The sequence below is a fragment of the Gardnerella vaginalis ATCC 14018 = JCM 11026 genome (assembly GCF_001042655.1).
Lineage (GTDB): Bacteria > Actinomycetota > Actinomycetes > Actinomycetales > Bifidobacteriaceae > Bifidobacterium > Bifidobacterium vaginale.
The window spans coordinates 914,513-928,471 of sequence record NZ_AP012332.1 but is presented as its reverse complement, the minus strand read 5'-3'; the positions used below and the strand labels follow the sequence as shown (position 1 = coordinate 928,471).

Genomic DNA, 13,959 nt, shown 5'->3' with positions numbered 1-13,959 from the left:
CCTGCCTTGTAATTGTACGTTTTGGCTATTTTGGTTGTTTTGTTTTTTCAGTTTTCTTTTTCAATTTTGTTTAGTTTTGCTTTAAGAACGCGTGTGGCTCGCACCTCGAAAGATGCGAGCCACATTAAAAATCATTCTTCAACATAATTATTTGGATTTATTTCGTCGAAGTTTACGCTTTCGCTTTGAGCAAGAGATTTAAGCCTTGAGAATATCTCCTCGTAGGCTGGAATTATATCTCCTAAATCTCGTCTGAATAAATCTTTATCTAAGTGGCTTACTTCAGAATTATTCGTATTGCGCTTATCCCAAAGTCTGCAAGTATCTGGCGTTATTTCGTCAGCGAGCAGAATGTTTCCCTTAGAATCAACGCCTTCTTCAATCTTGAAGTCAACAAGCTGTACGTCAATCTTAGAGAAAACATCAAGCAATGCATTATTAACAGCATGAGCTTGACGAGTAATTTCTGCCAGCTCTTCATCGGTTGCTAATCCAAGAGCTACAACGCCTTCAGGATTAATAAATGGATCGCCAAGTTCGTCGGATTTAACGCAGAATTCCAATAATGGTTTCTTTAAAGGAGTGCCTTCTTTTACAGCATAACGTTTTGCAAAAGAACCAGCAGCAGTATTTCGCATTATTATTTCTAATGGGAACATTTTCATGCGTTTTACAAGTTGCTCAGTGCTAGAAATGCGCCCTAGGAAGTGGCTTTTCACGCCACGCGCTTCAAGAAGATGGAATAGTAAAGAAGTTATTTGATTGTTTAAGCTGCCTTTGCCAGCAATTTGAGCTTTTTTAAGACCGTTGCCAGCTGTTGCCTGATTCATGTATTCCACCCACAACACATTATTGTTATCAGTGGCATACAATTTCTTTGCTTTGCCTTCATACAACTTGTCAAGTTTTTCCATTGACGTGCCTCTCTTGTTGCATCTATGGCTGTAGGCGAAAACCAACATTGTTTGAAGGTTTATCCAACCTTGTCAGCACGTTCAGACTAACAATTGTTACCTACAATTTTTTTGTATTATTTTTTAATTTTTTAATGTCTTAAACCAGTAAAAACCTTGATTTTTCGATGTTTTAAGACGGTAGTTCTACAGTGTGTAATTCGCTAGCAATGCGTGTCGCGCAAGATTTTGCATCACTTACGCTGTCTGCTACTGTCAAAATAACACCCATGCGTCTTGAGCCATGAACTTCTGGCTTTCCAAAGATGCGTATATCACATCTTGCGCAATCTTCAGTGTTTAATGATTTTGCTACATTCGCAAATCCAATTTTTCCGTTACCTTCTACAACAAGTGCATGGCTTAAAGCGACTTCATTATTTTTTAAGCAAAGAGCAGTGTGCTTTTGAGTAATAGGAACACCCAAAATAGCTAAAACATGCAGAGCAAACTCGCTGTAATACTGTGAAATCATTGTAACCATGCCAGTATCGTGCGGACGAGGGGATAGTTCGTTGAAAAGTAAATCACCGTTTTTAAGAACAAAGAGTTCAACTCCATAAACGCCCCAACCAGTTTCTCCGTTTTCTCTTGCTATTTGAGATAGACCTTCAACGGCTCGTTTAGCAATATTTTGAGCGTTGATTCGAACGTTTTCTGGTATATTTGCTGGTTGCCATGATTGCCTGTAATCGCCATTTTTTTGAAATTGTGCAATGGGTTCGCATGTTGTTATTCCAGCGCTGGAGCTTACAGTTAGTACTGTTAGCTCGTAGTCTAATGGTGCTAAAGCTTCAACAATTACGCGAGATATATCAGCGTTTTGCGTGTTCTGATTCTTATGCTTAGATCTTCTTCCATTTTGTGCTTCTATCCAAGCATTTTGTAGGTTTTCAGGATTTTTTACTATTGATTGACCGTGACCAGATGAGCTCATAATTGGTTTCACGACGCATGGATATCCTACGATTTTTGCTCCTTTTTCTAATTCTTCATAGTTAGAAGCAAATCGATATGGTGTTGTTGGCAATCCTAGTTTTTCGTGTGAAATTTTTCGCAAAGCTTCACGGTCCATAGCAATCGCAGTAATATCAGAGCTTGGAACAACCTGAATTTTCTTACTCTTTACAACATTTTTTAGTATTTGAGTTGATATTGCTTCAATTTCAGGAATTATTATGTCTGGGTTTATATCGTTTATTAAGTCTTGTAACGCTTGAGAGTCGCTCATATCTAAAACGCGATTTTCTTGAGCTACTTGCATTGCAGGAGCGTTCGCATAGCTATCTGCCGCGCATACTCTTATGCCAAGCCTTATAAGCTCTATAGCAATCTCTTTACCAAGTTCTCCAGAGCCAAGAAGAAGAACTTTTGTTGTATGTAATTTTGAATCAAAAATACCAAAAATTCGCTCGTTTGTAACGCTTTCATTTAATTCATTATTTGAATCTGATTTTTGCGAAAAACTCATAGCTATATTCTTACATTACGCAATGTCGAATTGTCGTGCGACGCGCCGAATGAAGATTGACTAGCATAAATTTAAAAAATCGTGTATAGTATTCCTCTGTTGTGCGATTCCCGAAGGGTTTCGCGCCATAATGGTGGCTATAGCTCAGTTGGTAGAGCATCTGATTGTGGTTCAGAAGGTCGCGCGTTCAAGCCGCGTTAGCCACCCCATTTTTTCGGCTGGTTTCAGCCGAATTTTTTTTTATGCTAGATTATTTTTTACTTTGAGTATCATTCTTTTTGCAATTAGATTTTTTAATTTATCAGTACACGTTTATGCCCGTATATTAGTACACGTTGGGGTAGAATAATGTGGGTTGCATAATTTGTTATGTTTCATAAATTTATGTTTAAGGAGCTTATATATGGCAGGTAGGGGCGGTAAGTCATCAAAGTCGTCATCAAATGTATCTTATGATGAACCTTTTTGGGAATCCGCGCTGCTTTTTGTTCCGCGACTTGTTGGTAAAGTAGTACGTTCGCTTTTTGGTGTGGGAGAATACGACGAAGCATACCGCAGAGATGGATTGTGCTTTGTAATGATTATTATTGCTATTCTTTTCTGCGCATCGGAATGGTTTAGAGTTAGTGGTTTTATAGGCGTTGCTTTTCACTTCGCAGCATCTGCAGTTTTTGGAGTTATGAGCATTGTTTTACCAGTTTGGTTATTTGCTGTAGCAATTAGACTAATGAGAAATAGTGGATCAAAATCAGGTAACCCACGTGTTATAGGTGGTTTTGTTCTTATTTTGTGGTCTATATGTTCTATTTTAGATATTTTATTTGCTAGTAAAAATCAACATTTTCACATAGAAGATTTGCAAAAATCTGGTGGATTATTAGGTTTTTCTCTTGGTTCTCCTTTAGCTTGGGGATTATCTAGGACTTTTGCTCTAGTGATTTTTGTTATTATCGCAATTTTTTCGTTTTTGATGATTTTAAAATTGCATGTTACAGACATAACGCAGTTTATATTTTCTGCTTTTTCTAAAGATAGTAAAGATAGTAAAGACGATAATTCTGAGGAAGATTCATACGATAATGATTCTAAGGATGATGATAAAACACTTGAATTTGCTGATGGAGTGCCAACTCATGATGATTCTGACAAATCTGAAAAGTCTCGCAGATCTTTGCATAATTCGTTAATTTCTAAATTATGGAATTCACTATTTGGAACTAAGAAAAAAGATAGTAATAATGAGCTTTTAGATGAGTATGCTGGAGATGATGCTTTTCTCTGTGCATCTTCAAAAGATGGCGGTAGTAATTTCGAATCAAATAATGCTGATCGCACGAATAGTCATGATGGTGATCTTAATAATCAATCGCAAGGTTATGAAAATACGGTTGATAAATCACATAATCGTGAGTCTCCTAGGTCTGTATCTTCAAGTGGTTCTTCTGCGAATTCTAATTCTTGGAAAACATCTCCAGAATTATATATTGATGAATTCCCTAAGGCTCCTATAAGCACCAGCGAGCAATATTCTTCTGATCCTTGGGGAAATATGCCTGCTCAACAATTAGATAAATATAGGTCATCGCAAGAAAATAATAGTGATAGCGCTGCTGGCAAAGATATATACGATTCAAATCATAGTGATTCTAATGTTTATGAAGATGAACCTTATATTCTACCAGATTTGAACATACTTGTTCATGGAAAGCCTCATGCAACAAGAACACCAGCGAATGATCGTGTGATTCGAGCTTTAACTTCTACCTTTGAACAATTTGAGGTAGATGCGAAGGTTATTGGCTTCTTAAGAGGTCCTTCTGTAACTCAATATGAAGTTGAGTTAGGATCTGGAGTAAAAGTAGAGAAGGTAACGAATCTTCAAAAGAATATTGCGTATGCTGTAGCAAGTACTGATGTGCGTATTCTCTCTCCAATTCCGGGCAAGTCTGCAATTGGTATTGAGATCCCGAATGTAGATAGAGAGATTGTAAATCTGGGAGATGTTCTTAGGTCTGATAAAGCGCGCCAAGATCCAAACCCTATGCTTACAGGTGTTGGTAAGGATGTTGAGGGTCATTTCGTAACGGCAGCTCTCGATAAAATGCCGCATTTGCTTGTTGCAGGTGCTACAGGATCTGGTAAGTCGAGTTTTATTAACTCGATGCTCACTTCTATTATCATGCGAGCAACACCTGAACAGGTTCGTATGATTTTGGTAGATCCTAAGAGAGTAGAGCTTTCTGCATACGCTGGCATTCCGCATTTGCTCACACCGATTATTACGGATCCTAAGAAGGCTGCGCAGGCTCTCGAGTGGGTTGTTAAAGAGATGGACGCGCGCTACGACGACTTGCAATTCTTCGGCTTCCGCCATGTTAAAGATTTCAACAAGGCTGTGCGTGAAGGAAAAGTTCATGCTCCGGCTGGTTCTAATCGAAAAGTTGCTCCATACCCGTATTTGCTTGTGGTTGTAGACGAGATGGCTGATTTGATGATGGTTGCTAAGAACGATGTGGAAAGTTCTATTCAGCGTATTACTCAGCTTGCTCGAGCTGCAGGAGTGCATTTGGTTCTTGCTACTCAGCGCCCATCTGTTGACGTTGTAACAGGCTTGATTAAAGCAAATATTCCTTCTCGCTTGGCTTTTGCTACTTCATCTGCAACTGATTCCAGGGTTATTCTCGATACTGTTGGTGCAGAAACTTTGATTGGTCAAGGTGACGCTTTGTTCCTTCCAATGGGTGCTGCTAAGCCTCAGCGTGTGCAGGGCTCGTGGGTGAGTGAATCTGAAATCCGCAGAGCTGTGGAGTATGTTCGCACTCAGCGCAAGCCAAAGTATCGTGAAGATATTGAACAAATGGCTCAAAAAGCGGATGCTCAAGCTCAAAGCAAGCTTAAAACTAGCGATATTGGCGACGATATGGATGAGCTGCTTCAGGCTGCAGAGCTTGTAGTAGGCGCTCAGTTTGGATCCACTTCGATGCTTCAAAGAAAATTGCGTGTTGGCTTTTCTAAAGCTGGTAGGTTAATGGATTTGCTTGAGTCGCGTGGCGTTGTTGGTCCATCCGAAGGATCTAAGGCACGTGAGGTTCTTGTGCAACCTCAAGATTTGCCTAAAGTTTTAGCATTTATTCGCGGTGAAAGTGATTCTTTGTAAAAGTTGAATTAAGTTTTGCGTTTGCTATACCATATTTGTGTAGCTTTATGGAGGTATTTATAGATGTTGAAAAACAGTAAGTCTAAATTACTTGAAGGTTGGGATTATGCTCCTAATGTAGTGACATACATAAGGATTATTCTTTCCATTCTATTTATAATCTTATATTTGGTTGCAGGTCCTTGGGGTTATACTTCTACTGCGATACGTTGGTCAGTGTTTGTTTTGTTTGTAATTGCAGCTTCTACAGATAAATTAGATGGTTGGATGGCTAGAAAATACAATCAGGTAACTGAGCTTGGTAAATTACTAGATCCTATAGCAGATAAGCTTCTTATGCTTTCCGCGCTTATTATTGCGTCAGCTTTTGGAGAACTATATTGGTGGATTACTGCTTTGTTTGTTATTCGTGAAATTGGCATAACTATTTTACGATTCTATGTTATAAATAAGGGCGGTAAAGTGATTGCAGCATCTTCTGCTGGAAAGTTTAAGACACTTTCTCAGTCAATTGGTATTGCAATGCTTCTCGTTCCTATTGTTCCTATTTTCTGCGCAAATGATATTCCACTTTGGGTGATTTGCTATTACTCCATTGCTTACGGTTTGATTGGAATTGCAATAGGTTTTGCTACTTACTCTGGTATTCTTTATGTGAACGACGCTTTGAAGCATTGATATAGATATGTGTAGTGACTCTGTTAGTGTTTTAGCTAGTGAGATTCTTGATTTTTGCGATGCACATTCTTTGCATATCGCATGTGCTGAGTCTCTGACTGGGGGTCTTCTTTCAGATTCGTTTGTAAAGATTCCTGGCGCTTCTAGAGTTTTTCTTGGATCTGCTGTTACTTACGATATTCGTGAAAAATCTAAGATACTTGGTGTGGATTGCGATTTATTAAAATCGTGTGGTGCTGTAGATGCGCGAGTAGCAAAGCAAATGGCGTTTGGTGCAGCAAGATTATACAGTGGATCTGGTTGGTGTTATAAGCGTTTTGAGCAACAAAAAGATGTTGACAATCCTGATTTTCCTATTATTGGATTGTCAACTACTGGTGTTGCTGGACCTGGCTCTGATGCTGGTAAGCCAGCTGGGTTGGCGTATATTGGTGTTTTTGTTCCAACTGTTACAGATAAATCTTGCTATTCGCTTGACTCTGATGCGATTTTTTGCAAGTTTAATAGAATAAAAAATTGCGTTTTTGATTGTAAGTGTGGGAAAATTAGTAATTTCTCCTTGGAGAAATGTGATTTTTATTCTTGTGATTTAGGATTGTTGATTTCTGTTCAATTAGATATTTCTGGTAATCGTGAAGAAGTTCGAAACGGTGTCGTTTATGCGTTAATAAAAATTCTGCATTCCATAATTTTTGAAGATTGGATTTTTGATGCGCGAGCGTGAATTCTGGGAGCTTCTTGAAGAGGTATTTGGCAGGGAGTTTGGCAGGAGTATCGCAAAAGATCAGGAGCTGCAAAAACTTAATGGTATGAGTGCTCGTGAGGCGATTGATGCTGGAGTAGAGCCAAGAATTGTCTGGAATGTTTTATGTGATCACATGAATATTCCTGATAGTAAGAGGTGGGGTAAAGATCATAATGCTCCACCAATGCCTGCAAAATAGATATTTTCGTTGGAATTTCAAGTCAACACACTTGTCGAACAAATGTTCGTTTATGGTGTATAATGTCAATTGTTGGGCTTCTTGCAGCGTGATAAGTGCCTATTGTGTTATTGAGTAAAACCTTTAACCACATTGCTCTAAAACGCTTGCATAGTCATTATGTATTGCATTAACGTCAATCAATACATCGGCATGCGAAAGGAGTAGCAGATATGGCACAACAAGCAAAAAAAGGTGCAGTGGATCGTCTTATTGATGCCGACAAGGCAGATCCTCGTAGAAAAGCAGCGTTGGAAACAGCTCTTGCCAATGTTGAAAAACAATATGGTAAAGGTTCCGCAATGCGATTGGGTGATAAGCCACTACAAGACGTGGAGGTTATCCCTACTGGCTCAATAGCTCTAGATATGGCTCTAGGGATTGGTGGCGTTCCTCGTGGGCGTATTGTGGAAGTTTATGGTCCTGAATCTTCTGGTAAAACAACATTAGCTTTGCATATTGTTGCTAATGCTCAAAAGAATGGTGGTATTGCTGCATTTATTGATGCTGAGCATGCTTTAGATCCAGTTTATGCGCGTAAATTGGGTGTTGACACAGATTCTCTTATTGTTTCTCAGCCAGATAATGGTGAACAAGCATTAGAGATTGCCGACATGCTAATTCGTTCTGGTGCTTTAGATGTTATAGTAGTTGATTCTGTAGCAGCTCTTGTTCCAAAAGCGGAAATTGATGGAGACATGGGAGATAGCCATGTTGGTTTACAAGCGCGCTTAATGAGCCAAGCTTTAAGAAAAATGACTGGTGCATTGTCTCAAGCTGGAACGACAGCAATATTTATTAATCAGCTTCGTGAAAAAATTGGTGTATTCTTCGGTAATCCAGAAACAACTACTGGTGGTAAAGCTCTTAAATTCTATTCATCTGTTCGAATGGATATTAGACGAGTTTCTACTATCAAAAATGGTGAAGAGGCTGTTGGAAATCGTACTAAGGTAAAGATTGTAAAGAATAAAATGGCTCCGCCTTTTAAAACAGCAGAGTTTGATGTTCTTTACGGAGAAGGAATATCAACTGAAGGTTCTGTAATCGATATGGCTGTACAGTGCGATGTTATTAAAAAATCTGGTTCTTGGTTCACTTACGAAGGTGAACAACTTGGGCAAGGTAGGGAGAACGTTCGCCAATTCCTTAAAGATAATCCTGCTATTACAGAAGAGATTAGCGATAAAGTAAAAGTAGCGTTTGGGCTAATGAAGCCAGAAGATCAATTCGTTGAGGTAGAAGATGAAGATGACAATTCTCAGTCAGTATCATCTTCAAGTGCTGATAGTAAAACAAACACTTCAAAAGGCAGTGATGTCAAATAAAACTATATTAAATAAAATTATTAAAACAAAGTTGAGTTTAGCTGATTCACATCATATTGGCTGAGATTCAGTGAAAAGAATAGAAGATGATTAGTGTAGAGAGTTTTCTTCGCAATCATAAACCTGTTGATTCTTATTATTCTGCAGAAAATGAGTGTGAAAAAGCAGAAGAATCTGAAGTTAATGGTTGTGATTTAACAACAGTTGGCGTTAGTGATGCTTATGATACGTCATTTGATAGCTTAGATAATAATCATGAAGATTATTGTGAAGAAAACTCTTCTTACGCTTTTAAGAAGTATAATTCATTTAATAGTAGAAAAGCTGCTAAAAAAGTAGATGCCAAAAAAGCCTCTGATTTCGACGATTGTAGAGAATCTGCTTTACGAATGCTAGATTATTCAGCTAGATCTTCCGATGATTTAAAGAATAGGCTCATAAATAAGGGTTACAAAGAGAATATTGTTGAATCCGTAATAATTCGTTTGGAAGAATTATATTTGGTTGACGATGAACAATATGCTAGATCCGTTATACGCTCATGTGTATCTAGATTGTTGGGAGAACGTGCGACTCGCCTTGAGCTACAAAAAAAGGGCGTTTCTTCCACTGTGGTCTGTTCAACATTGCAAGAAGCTAGAGAAGACGGTGTTTTTGAAGAAGCTGCATGGGAATTAGGCAGAAAGTTATCGTTAAAACTCAAAAGCCTAGAAGATAATGTAAAAAGACGTAGGTTCTTTTCTGCAGGAGCTAGGAAAGGTCATGATTTAAGCACGCTAAACGAAGTATATTATGCTTTGTTTAAGTCTTAAACCAAAATCTTCAGCAAATTTCGTTAGCGCACTTAAGAACATAATCTGGCATATCTTCGACGTTAATAACATCATTAAAGCGAGCAGTCTTATTCTTAAGTTCACTCAACATACTAGGCGACTTAGTAGAGGTTTTCTTTTCAAGAAGCTCCATGCATCCAAAGTCATCTAAGTCTTGAACGTTTAATCCCAGAGACTGGCAAACAACCCTCGGGAATTTGTAAGGGCTTGCGGTGCTCAAAAGAACACGCGGAACATTAGAATCATGAGGAATATGATTCATAACAAAGTATCCGCAAGCAGTATGCGGGTCTATAACATAATTATGATTATCCCAACATTCTTTTATAGAGTCGCGAATCTGCTTCTCGTTTGCCCATCCGCAACCAAAAAGTTTCCTAATTTTAGAAAGAACATTATCTGGTATTTCAAAAGCGCCCCATTGTTGTAAATCATTCATAAGCATTTGCAACAGTCTTGTATCTTTATCGCACATGTAGTAAAGCATGCGTTCTAAATTAGAAGAAACAAGAATATCCATAGACGGTGCAATTGTTTGGTTAAATGGTCGAATCTTGTTATATGTTCCACTGACCAAAAAGTCAAACAAAACATTGTTGCTGTTGCTTGCTACAATCAAGTGTTTTACAGGAAGACCAAGCATTTTCGCATAATATCCAGCAAGAATATTTCCAAAATTTCCAGTAGGGACACAAAATTCCACTTCATCACCAAGTTCAATAACGCCTTGCTCAACAAGTTTAGAATAAGCGTAGAAGTAGTAAACAACTTGAGGAATAAGTCTGCCAATATTAATCGAATTAGCAGAAGAAAGCAGTGCGTGATTATTGTTTTCAACTGTTTCATTAATTGAATTGTTAGTAAATATTTGTTTAACGCCGCTTTGTGCATCGTCAAAATTTCCTCTAACAGCACATACTTTTACGTTATCTCCACTTTGAGTGGTCATTTGCAATTCTTGAATTTTACTTACTTTACCTTCTGGGTAAAAAGTGACCATAGAAGTGCCTTCAACATCCGCAAACCCAGCTAACGCAGCTTTTCCTGTATCTCCCGAAGTGGCTGTAAGAATCATAACATTTTGATTAGAATCAGATACATCTTTTGTGTGACTAATGAATTGCGGCAAAATTTGCAAAGCAACATCTTTAAAAGCACAGGTAGGACCGTGGAAAAGCTCTAGAACAAAGTCATTATTATTGCCAAGAGCCTTTAAAGGAGTAATTTCAGTATCTTCCCACTGACTTCCATAAGCCTTCTCTACACAATCATCAAGCTCGCTAGATGTAAAATCTGGAAGGAGAATTTGAAGAACATCTTTAGCAATCTGTTTATAAGTTTTTCCAGAAAGATTAGAAATATCGTAACGAGTTTCACCAAGGCAATCTGTAACAAATAATCCACCATCATCTGCTATTCCTCTACGAATAGCTTGCTTCGAGGTATAGGTTTTAGAGCTTGACCTAGTGCTGTGAAACATAACTGTATTCGTAGTGTTTTCTGCCATGATTCCTCCATTTGTGCTAATTGGTATACATGTTACCTGAAGAGGTGGAGCCTAAGCACTGCTATTGCTAATATGTTCAATATGATTAATCTTGATACAAAGTTAGATGAAACGCATAGTAATGCACAAAGCAATATGTCTAAAGATTATGGGGACTCTATAGATTCTATTGTTTTTTCTAGAGCGGATGCTTCGCGAATAGCACAGCGTGAATTTGCTAAAGCTAATACCAATTTTAAAAATAATCTTCTAAATGCTATTGCTGATTCTATTGAAAATAATGCAGAATTTATTGAAAAAGCAAATAAGCAAGACTTAGAAAAAGCTCAAAAAAATGGTATGGATGCTGGAAAACTAGACAGACTTAAATTTGATGAAGAAAGAATAGTTCAGTCTGCAAAAAGTATTAGAAAAATAGCGCAATTGCAAGATCCTGTTGGAGAAGTTGTTCGTGGATACACGCTAGAAAATGGTCTTAGGCTTTCTCAAGTAAGAGTGCCAATAGGCGTAATGGGAATTATTTACGAAGCTAGACCAAATGTGACTGTTGACGTTGCATCTTTGTGCATAAAATCTTCAAATGCTGTAATTTTAAGAGGCGGTAGTGCAGCTGAGCGCACGAACTATGCGACAATTTCTGTAATCAAGCAAGTCTTAAAAGATTTTGGTGTAAGTGGAAATCTTATAGAATCTGTTGATGATCTTGGAAGAAGTGGAGCAACGTCAATGATGCATGCTCATGGTCATATTGATGTTCTTGTTCCTAGGGGAAGCGCAAATCTAATCGCTGCAGTTGTTAAAGAGTCAACAGTTCCAGTTATAGAAACTGGAGCTGGAAATGTTCATATTTACGTGGATAAAACAGCAGATTTTGAAAAAGCGATACAAATTATTGTAAATGCAAAAACTCAAAGAGTTGGAGTTTGTAATGCTGCAGAAAAATTGCTTGTAAATCAAGATATTGCTAAAGATTTTCTGCCAAGAATTGCAAGCGAGTTAGCTAAACATAATGTTTTGATTCATGCTGATGAAAAATCCTACAATATTCTATTCGATTCAAATATCAATGGTTTGCAGTTAGAACATGCAAATGATGATGATTGGAATCGTGAATATTTGTCTTTGCAAATAGGAGTAAAGATTGTAAAAGATGTTGAGGATGCTGCGAATCATATTACAAAGTATTCAACGGGGCATACTGAGACGATTATTGCTGAAGATTATTTAACAATCAATAATTTTGTGTCATCTGTAGACTCAGCTGTTGTTATGGTAAATGCTTCAACAAGATTTACGGATGGCGGCGAATTTGGTTTTGGAGCTGAGCTTGGCATTTCCACTCAAAAATTACATGCCAGGGGTCCGATGGGTTTGAGAGAAATGACAACCACAAAGTGGATTGGTTATGGAGATGGTCAAATAAGAGCTTGATGTTATAAATTGTGACAGATAATAAGGTATTAAGAGTAAGGTTATGAGTATGCCAAATACGCAGGAATCAACTAAATCAGATAATCTATACGCGAAAAGCGAATCATATGGTGTGTCTGATTTTAATGTTTTAGATGCTTTAGATATTTCCGCTGAGCGTTTATCCATAGTTCGCTATGTGTTTTTAGTGCAAATTGAAGATGGTATTGCGTCTGCATCTCAAAGATCTTCTCTTGAATATGCTGATGCAATATTAATGGGTTGGCCAGATAGGGATAATCGTACTGTTTTCAAGCCTCAGGATAATGCTGCTTTAGATGAGATTAATAAGAATTTGAGAAAAATGGAAGATAATATATCTCAATTCAGTAATCTTGAGCGTTGTGGTGAAGTAGATAATATGGCAGATATTCTTATTAAGATTACAGAATCTGTTGCAAAGATTAGAAGTATTTTCCAGCCTGATTTTCCTCTTCCAACATTTGAGGAGATTAAACGGGTTGTTCAAGATGAGTGGAATGAAGAAATGGGCAATATTAATCCTGATAAGGCGAACGTTGCCTCTAGTGTTATCGGTGAAGCTAAGGCAGATGATGCTGCTGATTTGCTTGATGGTGCAAAATAATCATGATGCTTGATTTTGTGTATTTTGAACAAAATGTGGAAATGAATTAATGCAAAATAATCTAAACAACTCTAAAGTTGATTCCCAAAATAGTCTTAAGTCAGAAGTAAAAGATTTTTCTGAAGAGCGCAGAATGTCTGACTTGTTCCAAGGGTCTTTTAATGGCACTGAGGCTGCGCCGCCTGTTGTGGCAGGCGTTGCTAAACACCGTCAATCTGCTAGAGGTAATGTTCATCAGCGCCAACGAATAGGGATCATGGGCGGCACTTTTGACCCTATTCACAACGGTCACTTGGTAGCAGCTTCTGAAGTTGCGTGGGTTTATGATTTAGACGAAGTCATATTTGTTCCTACAGGAAAGCCTGTTTTTAAACTTGATAAGAAGGTTACTAACGCAGAAGATCGATATTTGATGACTGTGATTGCAACTGCTTCTAATCCCAAGTTCACAGTTTCCAGAGTGGATATTGATAGACCAGGTGTTACTTATACAATTGATACGCTTCGCGATATTCGATCTCAGCATCCAGATGCTGAACTTTTCTTTATTACAGGCGCGGATGCTATTGCGGAGATTATGCAATGGAAAGATGCTAGAGAACTGTGGAATTTGGCTAGATTTGTGGCTGTTACTCGTCCTGGGTATTCTAGTCCAGAAAAGTTTACTCAAATTGAGGCTCATGTGTATTCAGCGGATTCTTGTGACGATATGATTAATTGTCACAGTCATCGTTTCCCAGTTGACATTTTGGAAATCCCAGCACTAGCAATTTCTTCTACTGATGTTCGTAAGCGAGCTGAGCACGGGGAGCCTGTATGGTATTTGGTTCCAGATGGAGTTGTTCAATACATTGTTAAGCATGGTTTATACAGACGCGATTTGTGATTATTTGGAATCTTTTGCAATGATTTGTTGTGTATGAAACGGCTTAATGATTATAGTCTGCGCAAATAGATAGTATTAATCACAGTCCGTTTTTTGTGGGCTGTTAG

Annotated in this window: 12 protein-coding genes and 1 tRNA gene; 10 read left to right on the top strand and 3 right to left on the bottom strand. The window is 38.0% G+C overall.

Annotated elements, in window-relative coordinates:
- Positions 1-131: 131 nt before the first annotated feature.
- Both purC and purT read right to left on the bottom strand, forming a co-directional pair.
- Positions 132-914, bottom strand: coding sequence for a phosphoribosylaminoimidazolesuccinocarboxamide synthase (gene purC / locus GAVG_RS03600; protein ID WP_009994280.1), 783 nt, complete (start codon positions 912-914; stop codon positions 132-134).
- Between the two features lie 172 nt (positions 915-1,086).
- On the bottom strand, positions 1,087-2,424 hold the full coding sequence (gene purT / locus GAVG_RS03595; RefSeq protein WP_009994279.1) for a formate-dependent phosphoribosylglycinamide formyltransferase: 1,338 nt from the start codon (positions 2,422-2,424) through the stop codon (positions 1,087-1,089).
- A 133-nt stretch (positions 2,425-2,557) separates the two neighbouring features.
- Between purT and GAVG_RS03590 the strand changes: the two genes are divergently transcribed.
- The 7 genes from GAVG_RS03590 (at position 2,558) to GAVG_RS03560 (ending at position 9,382) form a co-directional block, all read left to right on the top strand.
- A tRNA-His gene (locus GAVG_RS03590) sits at positions 2,558-2,633 on the top strand.
- 194 nt (positions 2,634-2,827) lie between these two features.
- Complete coding sequence (locus GAVG_RS03585) at positions 2,828-5,581, top strand: DNA translocase FtsK (protein ID WP_013399612.1); 2,754 nt, start codon at positions 2,828-2,830, stop codon at positions 5,579-5,581.
- Positions 5,582-5,644: 63 nt separating this feature from the next.
- Entirely contained in the window at positions 5,645-6,259 is a 615-nt protein-coding gene (gene pgsA / locus GAVG_RS03580) for a CDP-diacylglycerol--glycerol-3-phosphate 3-phosphatidyltransferase (RefSeq protein WP_004113615.1), read from the top strand.
- Positions 6,260-6,266: 7 nt separating this feature from the next.
- Positions 6,267-6,983: a CinA family protein gene (locus tag GAVG_RS03575; protein ID WP_009994272.1), complete on the top strand. Its 717-nt coding sequence runs from the start codon at positions 6,267-6,269 to the stop codon at positions 6,981-6,983.
- On the top strand, positions 6,970-7,203 hold the full coding sequence (locus GAVG_RS03570; protein ID WP_004113620.1) for a DUF3046 domain-containing protein: 234 nt from the start codon (positions 6,970-6,972) through the stop codon (positions 7,201-7,203). The genes GAVG_RS03575 and GAVG_RS03570 overlap by 14 nt, the downstream gene beginning before the upstream one ends.
- 212 nt (positions 7,204-7,415) lie before the next feature.
- On the top strand, positions 7,416-8,570 hold the full coding sequence (gene recA / locus GAVG_RS03565) for a recombinase RecA (protein WP_004113623.1): 1,155 nt from the start codon (positions 7,416-7,418) through the stop codon (positions 8,568-8,570).
- Positions 8,571-8,656: 86 nt separating this feature from the next.
- Positions 8,657-9,382 carry a regulatory protein RecX gene (locus GAVG_RS03560; RefSeq protein ID WP_013399611.1) on the top strand — a complete coding sequence of 242 codons (726 nt, stop codon included), beginning with the start codon at positions 8,657-8,659 and terminating at the stop codon, positions 9,380-9,382.
- A 10-nt stretch (positions 9,383-9,392) separates the two neighbouring features.
- Here GAVG_RS03560 and thrC read toward each other — a convergent pair whose 3' ends face one another.
- The gene (thrC, locus tag GAVG_RS03555) at positions 9,393-10,910 is read right to left on the bottom strand and encodes a threonine synthase (RefSeq protein WP_009994699.1); all 1,518 of its coding nucleotides are present in this window, start codon (positions 10,908-10,910) and stop codon (positions 9,393-9,395) included.
- Positions 10,911-10,991: 81 nt separating this feature from the next.
- On the opposite strand from thrC, the gene GAVG_RS03550 reads away from it, so the two are divergent.
- From GAVG_RS03550 to nadD, 3 genes are read left to right on the top strand one after another with little or no spacing between them, the layout of a single operon-like run.
- Positions 10,992-12,341, top strand: a complete 1,350-nt coding sequence (locus GAVG_RS03550; protein ID WP_009994701.1) for a glutamate-5-semialdehyde dehydrogenase — start codon at positions 10,992-10,994, stop codon at positions 12,339-12,341.
- Positions 12,342-12,390: 49 nt separating this feature from the next.
- The gene (locus GAVG_RS03545; RefSeq protein ID WP_009994702.1) at positions 12,391-12,966 is read left to right on the top strand and encodes a hypothetical protein; all 576 of its coding nucleotides are present in this window, start codon (positions 12,391-12,393) and stop codon (positions 12,964-12,966) included.
- Positions 12,967-13,015: 49 nt separating this feature from the next.
- Entirely contained in the window at positions 13,016-13,852 is an 837-nt protein-coding gene (gene nadD / locus GAVG_RS03540; RefSeq protein WP_009994703.1) for a nicotinate-nucleotide adenylyltransferase, read from the top strand.
- Positions 13,853-13,959 lie beyond the last annotated feature (107 nt).